General features: G+C 74.2%; 19 protein-coding genes and 1 pseudogene. 14 read left to right on the top strand and 6 right to left on the bottom strand.

Annotation, left to right across the window (positions count from 1 at the left end; all coding sequences use genetic code 11):
- Positions 1–3: 3 nt before the first annotated feature.
- The gene (locus IE260_RS16980; RefSeq protein WP_189872665.1) at positions 4–876 is read right to left on the bottom strand and encodes a universal stress protein; all 873 of its coding nucleotides are present in this window, start codon (positions 874–876) and stop codon (positions 4–6) included.
- 61 nt (positions 877–937) lie between these two features.
- Here IE260_RS16980 and IE260_RS16975 point away from each other — a divergent pair, with 61 nt between their 5' ends.
- The 9 genes and pseudogenes from IE260_RS16975 to IE260_RS16935 all read left to right on the top strand — a co-directional run bounded on the left by IE260_RS16975 (position 938) and on the right by IE260_RS16935 (position 13,147).
- Positions 938–1,303, top strand: a complete 366-nt coding sequence (locus tag IE260_RS16975; RefSeq protein ID WP_189872664.1) for a VOC family protein — start codon at positions 938–940, stop codon at positions 1,301–1,303.
- A 94-nt stretch (positions 1,304–1,397) separates the two neighbouring features.
- A complete protein-coding gene (locus tag IE260_RS16970; protein WP_189872663.1) occupies positions 1,398–3,074 on the top strand; it encodes an NAD(P)/FAD-dependent oxidoreductase in 1,677 nt (558 codons plus the stop codon).
- 11 nt (positions 3,075–3,085) lie between these two features.
- A complete protein-coding gene (locus IE260_RS16965) occupies positions 3,086–4,528 on the top strand; it encodes an ATP-binding protein (protein ID WP_189872748.1) in 1,443 nt (480 codons plus the stop codon).
- Positions 4,525–4,878, top strand: coding sequence for a UBP-type zinc finger domain-containing protein (locus IE260_RS16960; RefSeq protein ID WP_189872662.1), 354 nt, complete (start codon positions 4,525–4,527; stop codon positions 4,876–4,878). Before IE260_RS16965 ends, IE260_RS16960 begins: the two co-directional genes overlap by 4 nt.
- A 282-nt stretch (positions 4,879–5,160) precedes the next feature.
- Entirely contained in the window at positions 5,161–8,124 is a 2,964-nt protein-coding gene (locus IE260_RS16955; protein ID WP_189872661.1) for a helix-turn-helix transcriptional regulator, read from the top strand.
- Between the two features lie 92 nt (positions 8,125–8,216).
- Positions 8,217–9,508, top strand: a pseudogene (locus tag IE260_RS16950) (CAP domain-containing protein).
- 57 nt (positions 9,509–9,565) lie between these two features.
- Positions 9,566–10,243 carry an AIM24 family protein gene (locus IE260_RS16945; protein WP_189872660.1) on the top strand — a complete coding sequence of 226 codons (678 nt, stop codon included), beginning with the start codon at positions 9,566–9,568 and terminating at the stop codon, positions 10,241–10,243.
- Positions 10,244–10,449: 206 nt separating this feature from the next.
- On the top strand, positions 10,450–11,409 hold the full coding sequence (locus tag IE260_RS16940; protein WP_189872659.1) for a threonine/serine dehydratase family protein: 960 nt from the start codon (positions 10,450–10,452) through the stop codon (positions 11,407–11,409).
- Positions 11,410–11,545: 136 nt separating this feature from the next.
- Positions 11,546–13,147, top strand: a complete 1,602-nt coding sequence (locus IE260_RS16935) for a serine/threonine protein kinase (RefSeq protein WP_189872658.1) — start codon at positions 11,546–11,548, stop codon at positions 13,145–13,147.
- On the opposite strand, the gene IE260_RS16930 is transcribed toward IE260_RS16935, so the two are convergent.
- The gene (locus IE260_RS16930) at positions 13,139–14,584 is read right to left on the bottom strand and encodes a serine hydrolase domain-containing protein (protein WP_189872657.1); all 1,446 of its coding nucleotides are present in this window, start codon (positions 14,582–14,584) and stop codon (positions 13,139–13,141) included. The genes IE260_RS16935 and IE260_RS16930 overlap by 9 nt on opposite strands.
- Positions 14,585–14,668: 84 nt before the next feature.
- Here IE260_RS16930 and IE260_RS16925 point away from each other — a divergent pair, with 84 nt between their 5' ends.
- Both IE260_RS16925 and IE260_RS16920 read left to right on the top strand, forming a co-directional pair.
- On the top strand, positions 14,669–15,640 hold the full coding sequence (locus IE260_RS16925; RefSeq protein WP_189872656.1) for an LLM class F420-dependent oxidoreductase: 972 nt from the start codon (positions 14,669–14,671) through the stop codon (positions 15,638–15,640).
- A 96-nt stretch (positions 15,641–15,736) separates the two neighbouring features.
- Positions 15,737–16,162, top strand: coding sequence for an SsgA family sporulation/cell division regulator (locus tag IE260_RS16920; RefSeq protein ID WP_189872655.1), 426 nt, complete (start codon positions 15,737–15,739; stop codon positions 16,160–16,162).
- A gap of 10 nt (positions 16,163–16,172) precedes the next feature.
- On the opposite strand, the gene IE260_RS16915 is transcribed toward IE260_RS16920, so the two are convergent.
- Positions 16,173–16,676, bottom strand: a complete 504-nt coding sequence (locus IE260_RS16915; protein WP_189872654.1) for a DUF6328 family protein — start codon at positions 16,674–16,676, stop codon at positions 16,173–16,175.
- Positions 16,677–16,828: 152 nt separating this feature from the next.
- Here IE260_RS16915 and IE260_RS16910 point away from each other — a divergent pair, with 152 nt between their 5' ends.
- Complete coding sequence (locus IE260_RS16910; protein ID WP_189872653.1) at positions 16,829–17,176, top strand: hypothetical protein; 348 nt, start codon at positions 16,829–16,831, stop codon at positions 17,174–17,176.
- A 21-nt stretch (positions 17,177–17,197) separates the two neighbouring features.
- Here the strand turns inward: IE260_RS16910 and IE260_RS16905 are convergent, their stop codons facing one another.
- Positions 17,198–18,181, bottom strand: coding sequence for an aldo/keto reductase (locus IE260_RS16905; protein WP_189872652.1), 984 nt, complete (start codon positions 18,179–18,181; stop codon positions 17,198–17,200).
- Positions 18,182–18,361: 180 nt separating this feature from the next.
- Here IE260_RS16905 and IE260_RS16900 point away from each other — a divergent pair, with 180 nt between their 5' ends.
- Entirely contained in the window at positions 18,362–18,811 is a 450-nt protein-coding gene (locus IE260_RS16900; RefSeq protein ID WP_189872650.1) for an SRPBCC family protein, read from the top strand.
- A 13-nt stretch (positions 18,812–18,824) separates the two neighbouring features.
- Here the strand turns inward: IE260_RS16900 and IE260_RS16895 are convergent, their stop codons facing one another.
- Both IE260_RS16895 and IE260_RS16890 read right to left on the bottom strand, forming a co-directional pair.
- Positions 18,825–19,529, bottom strand: a complete 705-nt coding sequence (locus IE260_RS16895; RefSeq protein ID WP_189872649.1) for a ribonuclease H family protein — start codon at positions 19,527–19,529, stop codon at positions 18,825–18,827.
- A 31-nt stretch (positions 19,530–19,560) separates the two neighbouring features.
- Positions 19,561–20,358: a VOC family protein gene (locus tag IE260_RS16890; RefSeq protein ID WP_189872647.1), complete on the bottom strand. Its 798-nt coding sequence runs from the start codon at positions 20,356–20,358 to the stop codon at positions 19,561–19,563.
- A 217-nt stretch (positions 20,359–20,575) separates the two neighbouring features.
- Here IE260_RS16890 and IE260_RS16885 point away from each other — a divergent pair, with 217 nt between their 5' ends.
- A complete protein-coding gene (locus tag IE260_RS16885) occupies positions 20,576–21,529 on the top strand; it encodes an SGNH/GDSL hydrolase family protein (RefSeq protein ID WP_189872645.1) in 954 nt (317 codons plus the stop codon).
- Positions 21,530–21,531: the final 2 nt, after the last annotated feature.

Raw genomic sequence — 21,531 nt, 5'->3', positions numbered from 1 at the left:
GCGTCACGTGTGCGGGACGACCGCGACCGGGCAGTCCGCGTGGTGCAGCACGCCGTGCGCGACCGAGCCGATCCGGGCGCCGACGGCGCTGCGGCGGGCCCGGCGGCCGACGACCATCAGCTGGGCCCGTCCGGCCACCGACAGCAGCACCTGCCCGGCGCTGCCGATCTCCACGTGCTCGACCACCGGGACGTCGGGGAAGCGCTCGCGCCACGGCTTCAGCGCCTCGCCGAGCGCCTTCTTCTCGTACGGCTCCAGGCCCCCGGCGTCGTCGAGCAGCTTGAGGGAGGCGGGGCTGTAGGCGAACACCGGCGGCAGGCTCCAGGCCCGAACGGCGCGCACGGTGGCACCGCGCGCCGCGGCCGTCTCGAAGGCGAAGCCGAGCACGTCGGCGCTGTCCTCCGGCTCCCCCTGCTGGCCCACGACGATCTCCCGGCCGGCGGCCTCCCCGGTGGGTCGGTCCCCGGCCCGGACGAGGACGACGGGCCGCGTGGTCTCGGCGATCACCTGCTGGCCGACGGAGCCGAGCAGGAAGCCGACGACCCGGCCGTGGCCGCGCGAGCCGAGCACGAGCGTCTCGGCGTCGGCCGCCGCGGCGAGCAGGGCGGCGACGCTGTCGCCCTCGCGCACGTCGGTGGACACCTCCAGCTTCGGATGGCGTCCGGTGACGGTCCGGACGGCCTCGTCCACGGTGTCCCGGACCCACTGCTCCTGCGTGTCCCGGTCCGCAGCGCCGACCACCTCGCGCGGCTGGAACCGCCAGGCGTGCACCACACGCAGCGGCGTCCCCCGGCGGACCGCCTCCCTGGCCGCCCAGCGCAGTGCGGCCAGGCTCTCCTCCGATCCGTCCACCCCTGCCGTGATCGGGCGCGTCATGCGGTTCCTCCCTGTGTCAGCTCTGCCGTCGGTCGGACCCAGTCTTCACTAAGCTGCCGCCATGACCTTGCAGTGGGAGCAGGTGAACGTCGACGCGGCCGATCCTGTCGCCCTCGGCCGCTGGTGGGCCGAGGCGCTGGGCTGGGTGGTGGTCGGCGACTCGCCCGACGAGTACGAGATCCGTCCGGAGCCCGACCGCCTGCCGGGGCTGCTCTTCGCCCGGGTGCCCGAGGGCAAGACCGTCAAGAACCGCCTCCACCTCGACTTCCGCCCCGACGACCAGCAGGCCGAGGTGGCCCGGCTGCTGGCCCTCGGCGCCCGCCGCGCCGACGTCGGGCAGGGCGAGCAGCCGTGGGTGGTGCTGACCGACCCGGAGGGCAACGAGTTCTGCGTGCTGGGCTCCCCGGGCGGCATCCCGTCCGCCTGAGCGGGGCGCGGCGATGGAACATACGATGGGCGTCAGGCCGGTGCGGTGACGGGGACGCCGTGCCGTGAACCCGGCCGCTCGACGTGGGGGACGTATGACACAGGCCGCCGACACCGCGCGGACCGTCATCATGACCGTGGACGACGATCCGGGAGTCTCCCGGGCCGTCGCCCGTGACCTGCGGCGGCGCTACGGCGCCTCGTACCGGATCGTGCGGGCGGAGTCCGGCGAGTCCGCGCTCGACGCGCTGCGTGAGCTGAAGCTCCGCGGCGACCTGGTGGCCGTGATCCTCGCCGACTACCGGATGCCCCGGATGAACGGCATCGAGTTCCTGGAGCAGGCCCTGGACGTGTATCCGGGCGCCCGGCGGGTGCTGCTGACGGCGTACGCGGACACGGGCGCGGCGATCGACGCGATCAACGTCGTCGACCTCGACCACTACCTGCTCAAGCCGTGGGATCCGCCGGAGGAGAAGCTCTACCCGGTCGTGGACGACCTGCTCCAGGCGTGGCGCACCGGCGACCACCGGCCCGTGCCCAGCACCAAGGTCGTCGGGCACCGCTGGTCGGCGCGCTCCTCGGAGGTCCGGGAGTTCCTGGCCCGCAACCAGGTGCCCTACCGCTGGTACTCCTCCGACGAGCCGGAGGGGCGGCGGCTGCTGTCGGCCGCGGGGCAGGACGGGCAGCGGCTGCCGGTGGTGATCACGGCGGACGGGACGCCGCTGGTGGAGCCGGACGCTCCCGACCTCGCCGCCCACGTGGGCCTGGCGACGACGCCGACGTCCGACTTCTACGACCTGGTGGTGATCGGCGGCGGTCCGGCGGGGCTCGGCGCGGCCGTGTACGGGGCGTCGGAGGGGCTGCGGACGGTTCTGGTGGAGCGGTCGGCGACCGGCGGGCAGGCCGGGCAGAGCTCGCGGATCGAGAACTACCTCGGCTTCCCGGACGGGGTGTCGGGCTCGCAGCTCACCGAGCGGGCCCGGCGGCAGGCGGCGAAGTTCGGCGCCGAGATCCTCACGGCGCGGGAGGTGACCGGTCTGGAGATCTGCGGGTCGGCGCGGATCGTGCGGTTCTCGGACGGTTCGGCGGTCGCCGCGCACAGCGTGATCCTCGCGACCGGTGTCTCCTACCGGGAGCTCCCCGCTGCGGGCACGGTCGACCTGACCGGCTGCGGCGTGTTCTACGGGTCGGCGCTGACGGAGGCGGCCTCCTGCCAGGGGCACGACGTGTACATCGTCGGCGGGGCCAACTCCGCCGGTCAGGCGGCGATGTACCTGGCCCGGGGGGCCAAGTCGGTGACCCTGCTGGTGCGCGGGCCGTCGCTGTCGGCGTCGATGTCGCACTACCTGATCCAGCAGATCGAGCGGACGCCCAACATCGTCGTGCGCTGCGGCACGGTCGTCGAGGAGGCGCACGGCGACGGCCACCTGGAGCGGCTGACCCTGCGCGACGTGGGCAGCGGCCGCAGCGAACTCGTCGACGCGCAGTGGTTGTTCGTGTTCATCGGCGCGGCTCCGCTGACCGACTGGCTGGACGGCACGGTCCTGCGCGACGGGCGCGGGTTCATCCTCGCCGGCCCCGACCTGACGCCCGACGGACGGCCGCCGGCGGACTGGGAGCTGGACCGGCCGCCGTACCACCTGGAGACCAGCGTCCCGGGCGTGTTCGTGGCGGGCGACGCCCGCGCCGAGTCCGCGAAGCGGGTCGCGTCCGCCGTCGGAGAGGGAGCCATGGCCGTGATGCTCGTCCACCGGTACCTGGAGCAGTCGTGAGCGGGCGGTCGATGCCGTGCTCGCCCGAGGAGATCGGGGCGCTGTTCCTGTTCGAGAAGCTGACGCCGGAGCAGCTCGGCCGGCTGTGCGCGGAGGGCCGGGTGGAGCTGTTCGAACCCGGTCCCGTGTACACCGAAGGGGAGCCGGCCACGTGCTTCTACGTGATGCTGGAGGGCACGGTGGTCCTCTCCCGCCGGGTCGGCGGGGACGACGTGGAGGTCACCCGGACCTCGCAGCGCGGGGTGTACGCGGGCTCCATGCAGGCGTATCTCGGCGACCGGGTGCCGCAGGTCTACAACAACTCCATGCGTGTCACCGAGCCGACGCGGTTCTTCGTGCTTCCCGCCGACACCTTCGCGAGCGTCATGCAGGAGTGGTTCCCGATGGCGGTGCATCTGCTGGAGGGGCTCTTCTTCGGCTCGAAGAACACGCAGCGGGCCATCGGCCAGCGTGAACGGCTGCTGGCGCTCGGCTCGTTGTCCGCCGGTCTCACCCACGAGCTGAACAATCCGGCCGCCGCGGCCGTGCGCGCCACGGCGACGCTGCGGGAGCGGGTGGCGAAGATGCGGCGCAAGCTCGCCGTCATCGCCGAAGGGCCCTTCTCCCGCGACGCGTTGGCGAACCTCATCGACGTCCAGGAGCGCACCGCCGAGCGGGTCGCCAAGGCACCCTCGCTCACCCCGCTGGAGGCCGCCGACCGCGAGGACGCGCTCGCCGACTGGCTCGACGACCACGGCATCGAGGGCGGCTGGCAGCTCGCACCGACCTTCGTGCAGGCCGGACTGGACACCGAGTGGCTGGACCAGGTCGCGGCGGCCGTGGACGAGGACATCCTGCCGGGGGCGGTCGGATGGCTCAACTACACCGTGGAGACCGAGCTGCTGATGGACGAGATCGCGGACTCCACCGCCCGCATCTCCCACCTCGTGGACGCCGCCAAGCAGTACGCGCAGCTCGACCGGGCGCCCTACCGGATCGTCGACGTCCATGAACTCCTCGACAGCACCCTGCTGATGCTGTCGGGCAAGATCGGCCCCGGGATCCGGGTCGTCAAGGAGTACGACCGCACACTGCCGAGCGTCCCCGGGTATCCGGCGGAACTGAACCAGGTGTGGACCAACCTGATCGACAACGCGGTCTCCGCCATGCGCGACACGGGCGAGGAGGGCACACTGACCGTGCGGACCGCGCTCGACCACGACCGGCTGCTGGTGGAGTTCCGCGACACCGGCACCGGGATCCCGCAGGAGATCCGGGGGCGGATCTTCGACCCGTTCTTCACCACCAAGCCGGTGGGCGAGGGCACCGGGCTCGGCCTGGACATCTCCTGGCGGATCGTCGTCAACAAGCACCACGGCACGCTCCAGGTGACGTCCGAACCGGGCGACACCCGCTTCCAGGTCCTGCTTCCGCTCAACGCCGCCGCATCCGAACCGACCGAGGAGCCGGCATGACCAGTGACACCGGAATCGACCCCACCGCCGTACCGAGCGGCACCGGCTGTGCCGAGTGCGACGCGGCGGGCGGCTGGTGGTTCCATCTGCGGCGCTGCGCGGCCTGCGGCCACATCGGCTGCTGCGACAGCTCGCCGGGGCAGCATGCCACGGGCCACTACCGGGCCACCGGGCATCCCGTGGTGCAGAGCTTCGAGCCGGGTGAGGACTGGTTCTGGGACTACGCGACGAACGAGCTGCGCGAGGCCGGACCCGACCTCGCCCCGCCCGGGAGCCACCCCGAGGACCAGCCGTCCCCCGGACCGGCGGGACGGGTACCGCGGGACTGGGCCCGGACGCTGCGGCGCTGAACGTCCCGCCGCGCCTTCGGGGGTGTCCGCGAGGTCACGTCGTCCGCCCGGAGGGCGGGCCCCGCGGCGTCCGGTGCGTGCTCCGGGACCCCACCCCACCCCGGCCGGAGGCCGGCGGAGTGCCGGGCGGACGCCAGGGTCGTTCTCGGGTGTTCGCCCGGTGCGGCGGTGGGGCATCACCCGCGCGCGGGGGCCGCACCGGGCAGCGCGGGGCAGGCGACTGCGCGGACACCCGCTGGGGCATCCCCGGCCGCGGCGGTGCTGTCGGAGGCACGTGCCAGGATGGTCGGCGTGCCGCAGATCTCATTCACCACCCCGCTCGTCGGCCGTGAGGCCGAACTCGCCCGCCTTACCGGCGTACTGGAACGTGCCCGCGGCGGGGCGGCCCGCGCGGTGCTGATCGCGGGCGACGCCGGAGTCGGCAAGACCCGCGTGCTGGACGAGGTCGCCGACCGGGCCGCGCAGGCCGGGACCACCGTGCTCACCGGGCACTGCGTCGACCTCGGTGACGTGGGTCTGCCGTATCTGCCGTTCACCGAGATCCTGGGTGTGCTCGCCGGGGACGAGCGGTTCGCCCCCGTCCTCGCCGCGCACCCGGTGCTCGACCGGCTGCTCGGCGGCGGTACGGACGCCACGCGTCACGCGGACGCCAGGCTGCGGCTCTTCGAGGGTGTGGCGGCGCTCCTGGTCGAGCTGGCGCAGGCCGCTCCGCTGCTGCTGGTCCTGGAGGACCTGCACTGGGCCGACCAGTCCTCCCGGGACCTGCTGCGGTTCCTGCTGAGCCGGGGGATCCTCCAGCATCCGGCGGGCGGAGCGCCCGCCCACCGGCTCGCGGTGTTCGCCTCGTACCGGGCGGACGACCTGCACCGCCGCCACCCCCTGCGCCCGCTCCTCGCCGAGCTGGTGCGGCTGCCCGCCGTGGAGCGGATGGAACTGCGTCCGTTGCCCGACGCCGACGTGGCCCGGCTGGTGCGCGCCCTGCGGGAGCGTCCGCTGCCGGACGCCACGGTCCACCGGATCGTCGAGCGCGCGGAGGGCAACGCCTTCTACGCGGAGGAGCTGGTCGCGGCCACCGACACGCCGGCGGGAGGGGTGCCCACCGGCCTGGTCGACGTCCTGCTGATCCGGTTCGAGCAGCTCTCCGACACCGCACAGCAGGTGCTGCGCACCGCCGCCGTCGCCGGGCGCCGGGTCGGGCACGACCTGCTGCGGGACGCCGTCGGGCTGCCCGAGGCCGAGTTGGAGACGGCGCTGCGCGAGGCCGTGGAACGGCAGCTCCTGGTCCCCGGCGAGGGTGACACGTACTCCTTCCGGCACGCCCTCGCGCGGGAGGCGGTCTACGCCGACCTGCTCCCCGGTGAACGGGCCCGCCTGCACGGCGCGTTCGCCCGGCTGCTGGCCGGGCGGGACCGCCGCGCCGGGAACGCGGCCGAGCGCGCCCACCACTACCGGGAGAGCCACGACCTGCCCGAGGCGCTCGCCGCCTCGCTGGAGGCCGCCGACCACGCCCAGCGCGTCGGCGCGCCCGCCGAGGAGCTGCGGCACGTCGAGGCGGCCCTCGACCTGTGGGCGGCGGTGGACGCCTCCGCGCGGCCGGCGGGGACCGACACGGTGACGCTGACGCTGCGTGCCTCGGCGGCGGCCGCGCACGCCGGTGAGCTGCACCGCGCGGTCTCCCTGACCCGGTCGGCGCTGGCCGGCCTCGGCCAGGACGCGGACCTGGAGCTGGCCGCCCGCGTCCGCTACACCCTGGCCGGGAACCTGCTGAACGTCGACAGTCTCACGGCCGCCTTCGCCCACAGCAGCGAGGCCCTCGCCCTGATCCCCGCCGAGCCCCCGTCGGCGACCTGGGTGTGGGCCGCCGCCACGCACGTCGTGACCGCCCGCCAGCTGGGGGACAACGAGACCGCGCTGCGCACCGCCCGCCGTGCCCTGCGCGTCGCGGAGGCACTGGGGGTCGACGATGCCCGGGCCGACCTGCTCGTCTCCCTGGTCGCCCTGGAGGGCAGCGGCCGGCGCACGCCGGAGGGCCGCGAACGGCTCCAGGAGGCCCGGGAGCTGGCGCGGCGGGCGGGCAACGCGCCGGTGGAGCTGCGCGCGCTGTTCAACCTCGCCATCGGCTGCTTCGAGTCCGGCGACCTGCAGGAGTGCCTGCCGTGGGCGACGGAGGGACTGGACCGGGCCCGCCGCTCCGGTCTGCTGTCCGCGCCGTACCCGCGGGAGATGCGGTACCTGCGGCTGCTGGTGCAGTACACCCTGGGCCGCTGGGACGAGTGCGTGCGCGAGGCGGCGGACGAAGCCGGGGTACTGCCCGCCGCGGGCGGCTACACGGCCGGACCCCCGCTGTACGTGGCGCTGGCGCGCGGCGACTTCGGGGCCGCCGAGCGCGCCCGCACGCTGCTGGAGGGGCCGTTCGACTGGATGGGGACGCTGGTCGCGGGCATCGTGCTGACCGACGCCGCGGCACTGCGCGGGGATGCGGAGGAGGCCGTGCGGTGGATGCGGTCGACGGTCGAGGCCCTGACCGACGCCGCGGGGACGCTGCCCCACGTCACGGTCCGGCTCGCCGCTCTCGCGCTGGCCGCCGTCGCCGACAGGGCCGCGGAGCTGCGCCTGACCGGTGACGAGGAGGGGGCGCGCCGCTGGGCGGACACCGCGGCCGGCCTCGTGGAGCAGGCACGGGAGTCGGCCGGGCACGGCGAGGGCGGCATGTCGCAGGGCCCGGAGGGGCAGGCGTGGCTGGCCCGCGCCGAGGCGGAGCGGGGACGGGCGGTGTCCGGGCCGGACCCGGCGGCCTGGGCGGCGGCGGTGGCCGGCTTCGCCCACCTCGACGCCTACGAACACGCGCGGTGCCGGCTGCGGCTGGCCGAGGCGCTGCTGGCGGCCGACCGCCGCGAGGAGGCCGCCGTCGAGGCCGACGCGGTACGGCGGGAGGCCGACCGGCTCGGCGCCACGCTGCTGCGGGAGCGGCTCGACGATCTGGTCCGCCGCGGCCGGCTGACGCCCGGGCCGGCCGGCGGGGACCGCGGCTCGGTGCTGACGGCCCGTGAGCGGGAGGTGCTGCGGCTGCTGGCCCTCGGACGCAGCAACCGGCAGATAGGCGAGGAGCTGTTCATCAGCGCCAAGACGGCGAGCGTCCACGTCTCCAACATCCTCGCCAAGCTGAGCGCGGCGAGCCGTACGGAGGCGGTGGCGGTCGCCTACCGGCAGGGGCTGATCGCTGCCGAGCCGACGGCCTCGGGCTGACGCCGGCGGCGCCGGGAACCCCGGCCGCCCGGGGGACGTTGTCCCCACACCCACCCAGCGGAGCGCGAACCACGACACAGCAGGGCGGCACGATGAGCGAGTTGGTCCCCGGGGGCAACCTCCCCCTGCCGAGCGGCCCCGTGAGCATCCGGGTGCCCGGCGCGTTCGACGTGTCGGCGCTCGTCACGGACGACGGCGGCAAGGTGGGCGGTGACGACGACTTCGTCTTCTACAACCAGCCGGACGCCCCCGGGGCCCGGCTGCGGGACGACACGCTCACCGTCGACCCGGCCCGGCTGCGCCCCGGCGCCACCCGGGTGACGGTCGCGGTCAGCCCGCCGAGCCCGGAGCGGTTCTGAGCGCCCTGCCCGTCCCCGCGCTCCACGTCACCGACGCGGGCGGCCGGACGCTCGCCCGGTTCACCCCGTCCCGCCCGCGGCAGGAGACCGTACTGCTGCTCGCGGAGCTCTACCGGCGCGGCGACCGCTGGAAGCTCCGCGCGCTGGGCCAGGGATACGCCGACGGGCTCGCCGGGCTCGCCCGGGACTTCGGGGTGGAGGTCGTGGACGAGACGCCGGCGCCCGCCCGGGCGCCGGTCCCGTCCGCCGGCTCCGACGGTTTCGTGGAACTGGTCAACTCCGCCCGTGCGGGCGCCGGTTCCCCGCCCGTCTCCGCCGACCCGCGCCTGACCTCCGCGGCCCGCGACCACGCCGCCGCCATGGCCGCCGCCGGCGGCCTGAGCGTCGAGACCCGGGACGGCGTCTCCGTCCACCAGCGCGTCGTCTGCGCCGGGTACGCGTATCTGACCGTAGGGGAGCACCTGGTCTCCGGCCCGCGCACGCCCGCCGATTTCGTCGCCTACTGCCTGCGTACCGAGCGGACCCGGCGCACCCTGCACGACGCGGCCTTCACCCACGTGGGATGGGGGTACGTCATCGGCGGGCCCTCGGGCGACACGTACTGGACGGCACTGTGGGCCGTGCCGCTGACACCGGCCGGCCTGGCCCGGACGACAGCCGACGTCGTCGGCCTCACCAACCGGGAGCGGACCAGGGCCGGTCTGCGCCCGCTGGCAGCCGATCCCCGGCTCACCGCCGCCGCTCAGGCGCACAGCGCGGACATGGTGGCCCGCGACTTCTACTCCCACACCGACCCGGACGGCGGCCGGCCCTGGGACCGGGCCGCCGCCGCGGGTTCCGCACAGCGCACGATCGGCGAGAACATCGCCTGCGGCCAGCGCTCCCCCGCCGACGTGGTGGAGGGGTGGATGAACAGCCCCGGGCACCGCGCCAACATCCTCAAGCCGGAGTTCACGCACATCGGGGTCGGACTGGCCGGCGGCGGCCGGGCCGGCACGTACTGGACGCAGCTCTTCGGCGGCTGACCGGGACGCACAGGGGCGATCTTGGCGGAACGCGGTCGTCCGGGCCAGGATGCCCCCATGAAGGGTGACCTCTTTTCCAGCGAGCACATGGTGCAGCCCGCCACGGCGCCGGGCATGACCGTCGAGAACGCCAAGTGCATCCGGTACGCCGTGAACGGCGAGATGCACGCCCGGCAGGGAGCGATGGTCGCCTACCGCGGCGACCTGCAGTTCGAGCGCAAGGGCCAGGGCGTGGGCGGCATGCTCAAGCGCGCGGTCACCGGCGAGGGGCTCCCGCTGATGGCGGTGCGCGGCCAGGGTGAGGCGTGGTTCGCGCACGAGGCGCAGAACTGCTTCATCGTCGAGGTCGAGCCGGGCGACGAGTTCACCGTCAACGGGCGCAACGTCCTGTGTTTCGACGCGTCGTTGTCGTACCGCATCTCCACCGTCAAAGGTTCGGGCATCGCCGGTGGCGGCCTGTTCAACAGCGTCTTCACGGGGCACGGCCGGCTGGGGCTGGTGTGCGAGGGCAATCCGCTGGTCATCCCGGTCGCGCCGCAGTATCCGGTGTACGTCGACACGGACGCCGTCGTCGGCTGGACGGCGGGGCTGGGAACGTCCCTGCACCGCTCGCAGTCCCTCGGGTCGATGCTGCGCGGCGGTTCCGGGGAGGCCGTGCAGCTGATGCTCCAGGGTGAGGGGTACGTCGTGGTGCGCCCGAGCGAGGCGACACCGCAGAAGGCGCAGCAGCACTGAGGTCGCAGGAGACGGCCGCTCCGGTCGGCCGGGCCGGCGGCCGCGCGACGGCGCCGGCCGGGGAGCCGCGCTCGCTGCTGGACCTCCTGTGCGGCGGGGCCTCTGAGCGGCAGGCCGTGCACGCGGAACGGTGTTGACCTTGAGCGCGTCGCGCGAAAGGGTGCGAAGTGGTGCGGCTCCCCGTCCGCGCCGGAAGGATGACTGCGTTGATCGGGATCACGGAGATCGAAGCCGCGGCCGAGCGGATCGCCGGACACGTCGTGCGCACCCCGACCGTGCCGAGCCCCGGCCTGTCCGCGCTGCTCGGGGTTCCGGTCACCGCCAAGCTGGAACTGCTGCAGCGCACCGGCTCCTTCAAGGCGCGCGGCGCCACGGCGAAGCTGCTGTCGCTCACCGACGCCGAGCGGGCCGCCGGGGTCGTCGCGGTCAGCGGCGGCAACCACGGCATCGCCGTGGCGGTCATGGCCGCGGCGCTCGATGTGAAGGCCACGGTGGTCATGCCGCGCTCGGCACCCGTCCGTTCCGTGGAGACCGCCGAGGAGGCGGGTGCGTCGGTGCGGCTGACCGACGACATGGACGGTGCCTTCGCGCTCGTGACACGGCTGCAGGAGGAGGGGCTGACGCTGGTGCACCCCTTCGCCGATCCCGTGGTGATCGCGGGGCAGGGCACCGTCGGCCTGGAGTTCGCCGAGGACGCCGGGGAGCTCACCGACGTGCTCGTGAGCATCGGGGGCGGCGGGCTGATCGCGGGCGTCGCGACGGCGCTTCGGGCCCGCCGGCCCGGCCTGCGGATCTGGGGCGTGGAGACCGAGGGCGCCGAGGCCATGTCGCGGGCGCTGGCGGCGGGCGGCCCGGTGCCGGTGGCGCTGTCCTCGATCGTCACCACGCTCAGCGCGCCGGCCGTGTCCCGGCTGACGTACGACCATGTGGCCGCCCAGGTCGAAGAGATCCTCGTGGTGCCCGACCGGGAGGCCCTCGAGGGGTCGCTGGAACTCGCCGAGCACGCGAAGGTGTGGACCGAGCCGGCCGCCGGCTGTCTGCTGCCCGCGGCCCGGCGCGTGGTGCAGCGGGTGGGGGACGGCGCCCGGATCGGGCTGGTGGTGTGCGGGGGCAACGCGACGGCCGCCGACATGGCGGCCTGGACGTCCCGCTTCGGTCTGCGCTGACCCGCGCGCCGCCCGGTCCGGGACGGCACGCACCGCTGCGGACGCTTTCCCCCGCAACGTGCCGAACTCGTTGAACGCACCCGGGCCCGCTCACCGTACCTCTGGGCAAGCTGAGAGCCAGGGGCGCGAGCGAGGGATGGCCATGGGCAGGGCGCACGTCTCCACACACGAGTGGGTCGCCGGACGGTACCGGCTTCTCGAGGTCGTCCACCGCGAGACGAACCGCGTCTGCTGGTCCGGGGAGGACGTCGAGGCGGCCCGCCCGTGCCTGGTCACGCAGATCGGGCTCCCCGAGGACCTGACCGGCGAGGCCGCCCGCCGGGCCACCGGACGGATCATGCGCACCGGCGAGACCATGCAGCTGCTGTGCCCCGGGCGGATCGCCGCGGTGGTCGACGCCGTCGTGGAGTACGGCTCCCTGTGGACGGTCACCGAGTGGGTCGGCGGCGTGCCGCTGGGCGAACTCCTCGCCGAGCAGGGCACCTTCAACTACGTGCGGGCGGCCCGCGTCGGAGCGGAGCTGCTGGACGTACTGGCGGCCGCGCACGGTCAGGGCATCACGCACGGTGAGCTGAGCCCCGGGCAGGTCTTCGTGCGCGAGGAGGGCTCCGTGGTGGTCACCGGCTTCGGGCTGGCGGGAGCCACCCTCGCCCCGCGGCTCACCGCACCGTCGTACGCCTCCCCGGAGCAGGCCCGGGACGAGCGGATCGGGCCCGCCGCCGACCTGTGGACCCTGGGCGCGATCCTCTACACGATGGTCGAGGGCCGTCCGCCGTTCCGTGACCGGGGCAGACCCGAGGCCACGCTGAAGGGCGTGGACAGGCTGCCGCTGCGCACGCCGGTGCGGGCCGGCCCGCTCACCCGGGCGGTCCAGGGGCTGCTCCGCAAGGACTGCCGGGAGCGGCTGACCCCTCCGGTGGTCCGCGAGGCCCTCGCCCGGGTGCTGACCGAGGAACCCCAGGCGGCCGTGCGGCCGGTTCCCCGCCCCCGGCTGCGCGGCGCGTACGCCGCCGCCCGTCACGCGGGGCGGAGGTGGAGCCGGCGGACGGTGGCCGCGGGCACCGCCCTGGCCGTCGTCACCGTCACCGTCGCCGTCCTCGCCGCCACCCTCGGGCTGCCCGGTAGCGGCGGTTCCGCCACCGGCGGGCAGGCCCGCCCCGCCGACCCCGCCGCCCCGCCCGGCGACGGCGCCGGCGACGGCGCCGGTGCCGGCCCCGGTGCCGGTCCCCGGCCGAGCGCGACGCCGTCACCGTCGGTGCCGGGGACCGCCGTGCCGGCCGGGTTCCGCCGCTACGACGCGCCGGAGGGCTTCTCCGTCGCGCTCCCCGAGGACTGGCGGCGGCTGGACACCTCCCGCGTGTCCGGGCCGGCGTACCGCGTGGTCTTCGGCGCGTCCGGAGATCCGCGCACCCTCGCGGTCACCTACAGCGAGCGGGCGGGCGCGGACCCCGTGGCGGTCTGGCGGGACGACGTCGAGCCCGGTCTGCGTCGTTCGGGCGGCTACCGGAGGATCGGCGAGATCCGCGCGACCACGTACCGGGGACGCGAGGCGGCCGACATGGAGTGGCTCGCGCGGGACGACGGCACCCGGGTGCGCACGTTCGGCCGTGGTTTCCTCCTCGGCGGCGGGCGCAGCTTCTCGCTGCGCTGGACGACTCCGGCCGCCGACTGGGAGGAGACGGCCAACGAGCGGGCGCTCGCCGCGTTCCTGGAGACGTTCCGGGAGGGCTCAGCCTGACCGGCGGGGCGCGCGCAGCAGACGCAGCGGAACCTCTCGCAGCGGGCGGGTGGCCCAGTGCGCGGTGAACGTGCGGTCCGCCAGGGAGCAGCTCACCGTCAGGCGGTGCGGCGTGTGGAGGAACACCACGTGCACGACCAGGGTCGCCGCGTCGGTCCATCCGCCGCTCACCGCGGTGGGGACCGGCTCCTCGGTGACGGCCCACTCGGCCCGGCCCAGCCGCAGCTCCAGCCGGTGCCCGTCCTCGGTGAGCGCGAGGCCCCAGCCGTCGGCGTCCGCCGAGACCCGGACCTCGGTCAGGCGGGGCTGCTGCGGGCAGGCACCACCCTGCGGCGTGAACACGGCCCCGGCCCACTGACCGGCCCGGTCCGGCGGCACCGGACCGCCGGCGGCCGGCGGCAGCGCGAGTCGGGCCAGCCGCCCGGCGAGTTCCGCGTCCCGCTCCGCCCGGTCCGGCAGCGGGCCGGGGCGGAAGGCGGGCAGCAGGTGCTCCCAGACCAGGTCCAGCACCTCCTGCATCCGCTCGGTCGCCCCGGTCGCGGCGATCACGGCGTCCTGCTCGGGGAGCACCAGGCAGAACTGACCGTAGGCGCCGTCGCCGCGGTAACCGTGCCGGGACATCCAGAACTGGAAGCCGTAGCCCTGCTGCCAGTCCGACAGCGCCCCCTCGGCCGTGCCGTCCGCGTTCGTCACCTGGGCGCGGGTGGCCTCGGCGACCCACCACCCGGGCAGCAGCCGCCGGCCCTCCCAGACCCCGTCCCGCAGGTGGAGCAGGCCGAGCCGGGCCACGGCGTCGGTGGTGGCGTGCAGTCCGCTGAAGCCCAGCTCGCGTCCGCTCCGGTCGCCGAGCCACGCCACCTCCGCGATGCCGAGCGGGTCGAGCAGGCGCGGGCGCAGGTAGGCGGTCAGCGACTCGCCCGTCACGCGCTGGACGATGGCGCCGAGGGTGTAGGTGGCGGGCTGGTTGTAGGCGAAGACGGTCCCCGGCTCGCGCTCGGGCGGCAGCAGCAGGAACCCGCGCACCAGGTCGTCGGGGTCGGCCTCGTGGGCGCGGTCGAGGGTCTCGGCCTCGTGCCCGCTGGCCATCGACGCCACGTGCCGTACCAGCATCGCCCGGGTGCGCGGGTCGGTGACGTCGTCCGCGAACTCGGGGAAGTACGAGATCACCGGGTCGTCGAGGCGGAGCAGTCCCTCGGCGGCGGCGATGCCGGCGGCGGTCGCCGTGAAGCTCTTGCTGAGCGAGTACAGCAGATGCGGGCGTCCGGGTGTGTAGGGCGCCCACCAGCCGGAGGCCACCACGCGGTCGTGCCGCATGATCATCAGGCTGTGCGGTTCGATGTCCGCGGCGGCTTCGAGGGCGTCCACGAAGGCGTGGACGCCGGCGGCGTCGACACCGTGGGCGGCGGGGGTGCCGGAGGGCAGCGGGCGGGCGGTCATGGCGGCATCCTCCCGCGGCGACCCGGCCCCCGCCGAGGGGTCGGCGTGCCGTTTTCGCTCCGCCCGGACGGGGACTCGCCATTCATGGTGCAAATCGGATACACGATGATGACCGAGCAGGCCGGCCCCCGTGAGCTCGTCGACCATGTGGTGCGCGCCGAGCAGGTGGGCTTCGACTTCTCGGTGACCTCGGACCACTACTTCCCGTGGCTGCGCTCGCAGGGGCACGCCCCCTACGCCTGGACCGTGCTGGGGGCCGCCGCGCAGGCCACGTCGCGCATTCCGCTGATGACGTACGTGACGTGTCCGACGTTCCGCTACCACCCGGCGGTGGTGGCGCAGAAGGCGGCGACGCTGCAGTTGCTGTCGGAGGGCCGGTTCCGGCTGGGGCTCGGCTCGGGCGAGAACCTCAACGAGCACGTGGTGGGTGGCGGCTGGCCGTCCGTCGACGTGCGGCACGAGATGCTCCAGGAGGCCGTGGAGATCATCCGGGCGCTCTTCGAGGGCGGTCACGTGAACCGTCGTGGCACCCACTTCGACGTGGAGTCGGCCCGGCTGTGGGACCTGCCGGACAGCCCCCCGCCGATCGGCATCGCCGTCTCCGGCGAGCGTTCCTGCGCCCTGGCGGGCGAGCACGCCGACCTGATGATCGCCACGGAGCCCGAGCCGGGGCTGGTGGAGTCCTTCGACCGGCACGGCGGCGCGGGCAAGCCGCGCGTCGGCCAGCTGCCGGTGTCCTACGACCCCGACCGGGACACGGCGATCAAGCGCGCCCACGCGCAGTTCCGCTGGTTCGGCAGCGGCTGGAAGGTCAACTCCGAACTGCCCCACCCGGACTCGTTCGAGGCCGCGACGCAGTTCGTCACGCCCGACGACGTCGCCGAGTCGATCCCGTGCGGTGACGACCCGGACGCCTTCGTCGAGGCCGTACGCCCGTACGCCGACGCCGGGTTCACCGAGATCGCCCTGGTGCAGATCGGCGGCGAGTCGCAACCGGCCTTCCTGGACTGGTCGGAGAAGACGCTGCTGCCCGCGCTGCGGGACGCCCTGGGCTGACCCGGGCCGGGCCGGAGGTTCACCCGTATGCCTGAGCATCTCGCGGGAGAGCGGGGTACTAGAGGGCTCTACGTCCGTTCTCCCGGAGGCCCTGACGTGAACTCCTTCGTGCGCAAGACCCTCGTCGTACAGCTCCAGTCGGGCGACGGGGACCGCTTCCCCGTGATGGCCCATCTGAGCTACGACGCCGCGGACCCGTTCGCGCTGACCATGGTGTTCAGCCATGACGGGCGCGTGCTCGCGCGCTGGGCGCTGGACCGGGAGATGGTCGGCGCCGGGCTCACCCGCCCGGTGGGCGTGGGAGACGTGCGGCTGCGCCCCGAGTCGCGGGGCATGTGGGACGAGCTGTGCATCGAGTTCCTGGGCGACGCCAGGCCCGACGGCGGCCGGCACCGCGCCGTGGTGTACGTGTGGGCGCCGGCCGTCGCCGCCTTCCTGCGCGACACCCATGGGGTGGTCCGGCCCGGCAGGGAGGAGGTGCGCGTCGACGACTTCCTGGCGGAGGTCATCGCCGGGGGCTGACCGGGGCCGGTCAGCGCGACGTGTGGCGGTGCCGGGTCCACAGGGGTATCCCGAACCAGCACAGCAGGTACCAGGCCACGACGGCGGCGACCAGATAGGGCACGAACCCGTCGTGGGTCGCGACGCGCAGGATCAGCAGCAGCGAGGCGGCCGTCGTGGCGAGCAGCAGCACCAGGCCGAGCACGGTGAGCCGGGAGGCCCACCGCACGGCCTGCGGCTTGATCCGCCGCCCGGAGACGATGCGGTGCAGCGACACCGGCCCGATCAGTGCTCCGGTCGTCACGGCTCCCAGGACGACGGTGACCAGATAGATCGTCCGGTCCGTGTCCGACAGGTCGTCGTACTTCGGGGTGAACACCACGGTGAGCAGGAAGGCGAACAGGATCTGCACGCCCATCTGCGCGACACGGACCTCCTGGATGAGCTCCGTCCACATCCGGTCCGCCCGCTCCTCCTCGGTCTCGTTGCGCCCCCTGCGCCGGCCCGAGCCCGCTGCCGAGTCCGTGTCCGTCACTGTTCCTCCCTCTGACGTGCCGCAATCTGCATCTCCTCTTTCCCGGGTTCCCCGCAGACAGGCCCCGTGCCGCGCCGGTGTCCGGTTTGAGCGATCAGCGGGCGGTTACACGGACCGCGACTCGACGCAGAGGCCGGGAAGGAAGGCGAAGGATGTCCGACACTCAGCTCACCGTGACGCTCAGCGGTGGCGGCATCGACGACGCGCGGGCGGTCGTACGCGCGCTGGAGGGTGCCTTCGGGGCGCCCGACGCCCTCCCGGCCGACGAGCGGGCGACGGTCCGCACCGCGACCTTCAGCTCCCCGCCCGCCCCGGACGCGGCCCCGGGCCCACGAGGAACGGGCGAGCGGCTCTCCGCGCCGGTGACGGTCACCGTGCAGGGCACCCCGCAGGCCGTCGAGGCGGCGAGCGAGACGCTGACCCACGCCTTCACGGCGCGGGACGAGGGGGCCGCCGCCGGCGACCAGGAGCAGGAACGGCAGCTGCTCCTGGTGCCGTGAGGAAGGGGCGGCCGGGCCGTCCTACCAGCGGCCCTCGACCTGGTCCTTGATGCGCCGGTCGTAGAGGTCGCGGATGGCCGCGAGCGTCTCCTCGGACAGCTCGGGCAGCCGGGCGGCCTCGGTGTTGGACCGTGCCTGCTCGGGCGAGCGGGCACCGGGGATCACGGTGGTCACGCCGGGCTGCTGGATGATCCAGCGCAGCGCCAGCTGGGCCGGGGTGTAGCCCTCGGGGGCGAGGGCGGCGAACTCGGCGGCGGCCTCGACGCCCGTGGCGAAGTCGACGCCGGAGAAGGTCTCGCCCTGGTCGAAGGCCTCGCCGTGCCGGTTGAAGGAGCGGTGGTCGTTCGCGGCGAAGACCGTGTCCTTGGTGTACTTGCCCGACAGCAGGCCGGAGGCCAGCGGCACCCGGGCGATGATGCCGACGCCCGCTTCCCGGGCCGCCGGCAGGACCTCGCGCAGCGGCTTCATCCGGAACGGGTTGAGAATGATCTGCACGCTCGCCACGTTCGGCCGGGCGATCGCGGTCAGCGCCTCCTCGCAGGTCTCCACGCTGACGCCGTACGCGGCGATGCGCTCCTCCTCCACCAGGGTGTCCAGGGCGTCGAACACCTCGTCGCTGGAGTACACGGGGGTCGGCGGGCAGTGCAGCTGCACCAGGTCGAGGACGTCGACGCCGAGATTGCGCCGGGAGCGGTCGTTCCAGGCCCGGAAGTTGTCCAGGACGTAGTTCTGCGGGATCTGCTCGACCCGGCGGCCCATCTTCGTGGCGACCAGCACGTGCAGATCGGGCCTGCTGCGCAGGAAGGTGGCGATGGTCTCCTCGCTGCGCCCGTCGCCGTAGACGTCCGCGGTGTCGAAGAAGGTCACCCCCGACTCGGCCGCCGCCTCCAGCACCGCTTCCGCTTCCTTGTCGTCGACGTCTCCCCAGTCGGCCCCCAGTTGCCAGGTGCCCAGACCGACCACCGAGGCGTGCTGATTCGACCTGTCGAAAGTGCGCTCGTCCATGCCGCCAGTGTGTCATCAGGTGTGGTCCCCCACCGCAGGGGGACGTGGTCCGCCGACACGGACCACGTGCCCCCGCGGTCCCTGACGCACGCTCACATCGTGAAGCTCCCGGGGGATTCGCTCCCCGGGGCTGGGGTACCCGCGCGGCTCCACCCGACGAGACGAAGGAGGAGACACAGCGTGTCGCAGGTCGAGGAATCCATCGAGGTCGGCGTCCCCGTCCACACCGCCTACAACCAGTGGACCCAGTTCGAGTCGTTCCCCGAGTTCATGAGCGGGGTCGAGCGCATCGAACAGCGCAGCGACACCCTCACGCACTGGGTGACGAGCGTGGACGGCGTGCACAGGGAGTTCGACGCGGAGATCACGGAGCAGATCCCGGACGAACGGGTCGCGTGGACCACGGTGTCCGGCGAGGCCAGGCAGGCCGGTGTGGTGACCTTCCACCGCCTGGACGACGACCACACCAAGGTGATGCTGCAGATGGACTTCCATCCGGACGGCATCACCGAGAAGGTCGGCGACAAGCTCGGGGTCGTGCGCCGGCAGACCAAGGGCGACCTGGAGCGGTTCAAGAGCTTCATCGAGGCGCGCGGCCGGGAGACCGGGGGCTGGCGCGGCGTCGTCTGACTCCTCCGCGCTACTAGCCGGGCACTCCGGTACGGCAGTCCGGGTGGCCCCAGCCCTGGTCGTTCTTGGCGATGGGCTCCCCGGCCGCGTAGGGGCGGCCGCACACGCAGCGGCCGGGGAACTTCGCCTTGATGGTGCGCGACGAGGCGCCGCCGCCCTTCCGGGACGCCGCGCCCGGCCCCCGGCGCGGCGTCTTCCGGGCCGCCGGGACGGCCGGTGCCGCCGGCGGCGGCGGTGAGCCGAGCTCGCTGCCCGCGGGCTCCTGCACGGTGGCCGCCTGGCTGGCGGCCCGGTCGGCGAAGTCGTTGAGCGGGTCGCCGTCGACCTGGTGGGCGGGCACGTAGCGGAACTCCACCGAGCGGCCGTCGAGCAGCTCGTCGATGCGCACCACCAGCTCCTGGTTGGCCACCGGCTTGCCGGCGGCCGTCTTCCAGCCGTTGCGCTTCCAGCCGGGCAGCCAGGTGGTGACGGCCTTCATGGCGTACTGCGAGTCCATGCGGACCTCGAGCGGCACGTCCGGATCGGTCGCCGCCAGCAGACGTTCCAGCGCGGTGAGTTCGGCGACGTTGTTGGTGGCTCTGCCCAGCGGCCCGGCCTCCCAGCGCGCCGGCGTCCCGGAGGCGTCGGCGACGACCCAGGCCCAGCCCGCCGGGCCCGGGTTTCCCTTCGAAGCCCCGTCGCACGCGGCCGCAACACGTTCACGCATGGCCCCGATCATGCCATGGCCCGGCGGGTTGCCCGGACCGGGCTCAGGACACGTCCGTGAGCTTCGGCATCTCGCCCTCGGTCTTCGTGACGTCGATCACCGAGAAGTTCGCGCCCTGCGGATCACTGAGCGCCGCGAACCGGCCGAAGGGTGTGTCCACGGGACCGAAGCGCAGGACGCCGCCGAGCCTGGTGGCCCGCGCCACGGCGTCGTCGCAGTCGGCGACCGTGAAGTAGACGTTGATGTAGGGCGGGACCTCGGGCGGGAAATCGTCCGTCATCGTCATGCGGCCCAGGACACTGCGGTCGCCCAGGTCGAAGATCCGGAAGTCGACCTGGTCGTCCTCCATCTGCCTGGCCGAGTAGGAGAAGACCGCCGGGAAGAACGCGTCGGACTTCTCGGGCTCACGGGTGAAGACCTCGGCCCAGCAGTACGCGCCGGGTTCGTCCATCGCCTCGAACCCCTCGTGGGTTCCGCCCTGCCAGACGCCGAACATGACACCGCTGGGGTCCCGGGCCAGGCACATGGTGCCGAAGTCGCCGACCTCCATCGGCTCCATCAGCACCTCGCCGCCGGCCTCGCGGATCTTCCCCGCGGTCTCGGCGGCGTCCTCGGAGGCGAAGTAGAGGCACCACTGGGGCTCGCTCTCCTGGCCGGGCATGGGCGGGACCACGGCGGCCACCGCCTTGCCGTTCGCGTAGGCCTGGGTGTAGTTGCCGTACTCCGGCGCCGACTCGCCGAAGGTCCAGCCGAGGACGTCACCGTAGAAGCGCTTGGCTCCCTCGACGTCACTGAACATCGCGTCGGCCCAGCAGGGGGCTCCCTCAGGTTGCACGGCCATGGCTGCCGCCTTCCGCACGGATCGGTGGTCGGATGGTCCGTTTCCTCACGCTAACCACCCGGGCGGGGACCCGCGCGCCGAATCTCCGGTTGCGCACCGGCCGGATCCCCGGAGGGTGCGGCAGCGCGGCCGGCACCGGCCGGGACGTGTCTTCCGCCGGCGGCCCCGGCTGTGCTTGCCTGGGGCCGTTTCGGTGGCCGGGACGGGAGTGTGCCGTATGCGCAAGCCGTGGTTCGTGGGCGTGCTGCTGGCCGGGGTGCTGCTCGGCGCCTGTCAGGACCCGGCGACACGGACGCGGGATCCGGCGGCCGTGCCGTCGGATCCCGCGTCCGTGTCGCCGGAGCCCCGGTCCTCGTCGCCGGGCGCGGCCCCCACCACCCACCGGCGGTCCGCCGCACCCTCCCCGGGCCCGACCGCTTCCGCCGGAGCGCCCGGCGTGCTGTACCTCGGCGACTCGCTCGCCGTGGAGAGCCGGACGGTCCTCGGGCGGGAGCTGCGCGAGCGGCTGCACGCGACGTACACCAGTGCCCCTCACCCGGGCACCACGCTCTGCGACTACCTGGAGGGCACGGGTGAGCGCTCCCTGGTACCGGCCGGGGACAAGGCGGCGGCCCTGGTGCGGGCGAGGCGCCCGGACGTGGTCGTGCTGCAGTTCTGGGGCAACTCCTGGGGCTACACCCCCTGCATGGACGGCATCACCCACGACGCCTCCCCCACCCGCTACTTCCAGCGCTACGCCGCCGACGCCGAGCGGCTCACCGGGCAGATCGCCGCGGCCGGCGGTGCCCGGCGTCCCCGGATCGTCTGGGTGCTGCAGGGACCGGACCCGATCGCTCCCGACCGGGTCCGGCGGGTGAACGCCCTGTACGAGCGTCGGGCCGCCGCCTCGGGCGATCTCGTCGCCGGCGCGGGCAGGGCGGTGAGCCCGGCCTCGGCGCGCTACGCCTGGACCCGGTATCTGCCCTGCACCGCCTACGAACGGGCCCACCCGGACTACTGCACCGACCCGGCCCGCGGCCGTACCGCCCTGCACCGCGGCGACGACCACCTGCACTTCTGTCTGGCACCCACGACGTCCACGCCGAGGCCGTGCCCGGTCCGCTCCCCCGGCATCCTGCGGATCGCCCGGGAGATCACGCGCGTGGTCGGCGAGCGGGCCTGGGCACGCTGAGG

The sequence above is a fragment of the Streptomyces viridiviolaceus genome (genome assembly GCF_014650995.1).
In the GTDB taxonomy this organism is placed as follows: domain Bacteria; phylum Actinomycetota; class Actinomycetes; order Streptomycetales; family Streptomycetaceae; genus Streptomyces; species Streptomyces viridiviolaceus.
This window is presented reverse-complemented; position numbering and strand designations above follow the sequence as displayed.

Bases quoted from the DNA above. Each gene is read 5' to 3' on its own strand.
- IE260_RS16980 (WP_189872665.1), bottom strand. From the start codon at position 876: ATGACGCGCCCGATCACGGCAGGGGTGGACGGATCGGAGGAGAGCCTG.
- IE260_RS16975 (WP_189872664.1), top strand. From the start codon at position 938: ATGACCTTGCAGTGGGAGCAGGTGAACGTCGACGCGGCCGATCCTGTC.
- IE260_RS16970 (WP_189872663.1), top strand. From the start codon at position 1,398: ATGACACAGGCCGCCGACACCGCGCGGACCGTCATCATGACCGTGGAC.
- IE260_RS16965 (WP_189872748.1), top strand. From the start codon at position 3,086: ATGCCGTGCTCGCCCGAGGAGATCGGGGCGCTGTTCCTGTTCGAGAAG.
- IE260_RS16960 (WP_189872662.1), top strand. From the start codon at position 4,525: ATGACCAGTGACACCGGAATCGACCCCACCGCCGTACCGAGCGGCACC.
- IE260_RS16955 (WP_189872661.1), top strand. From the start codon at position 5,161: ATGGTCGGCGTGCCGCAGATCTCATTCACCACCCCGCTCGTCGGCCGT.
- IE260_RS16945 (WP_189872660.1), top strand. From the start codon at position 9,566: ATGAAGGGTGACCTCTTTTCCAGCGAGCACATGGTGCAGCCCGCCACG.
- IE260_RS16935 (WP_189872658.1), top strand. From the start codon at position 11,546: ATGGCCATGGGCAGGGCGCACGTCTCCACACACGAGTGGGTCGCCGGA.
- IE260_RS16930 (WP_189872657.1), bottom strand. From the start codon at position 14,584: ATGACCGCCCGCCCGCTGCCCTCCGGCACCCCCGCCGCCCACGGTGTC.
- IE260_RS16925 (WP_189872656.1), top strand. From the start codon at position 14,669: ATGGTGCAAATCGGATACACGATGATGACCGAGCAGGCCGGCCCCCGT.
- IE260_RS16910 (WP_189872653.1), top strand. From the start codon at position 16,829: ATGTCCGACACTCAGCTCACCGTGACGCTCAGCGGTGGCGGCATCGAC.
- IE260_RS16905 (WP_189872652.1), bottom strand. From the start codon at position 18,181: ATGGACGAGCGCACTTTCGACAGGTCGAATCAGCACGCCTCGGTGGTC.
- IE260_RS16895 (WP_189872649.1), bottom strand. From the start codon at position 19,529: ATGATCGGGGCCATGCGTGAACGTGTTGCGGCCGCGTGCGACGGGGCT.
- IE260_RS16890 (WP_189872647.1), bottom strand. From the start codon at position 20,358: ATGGCCGTGCAACCTGAGGGAGCCCCCTGCTGGGCCGACGCGATGTTC.
- IE260_RS16885 (WP_189872645.1), top strand. From the start codon at position 20,576: ATGCGCAAGCCGTGGTTCGTGGGCGTGCTGCTGGCCGGGGTGCTGCTC.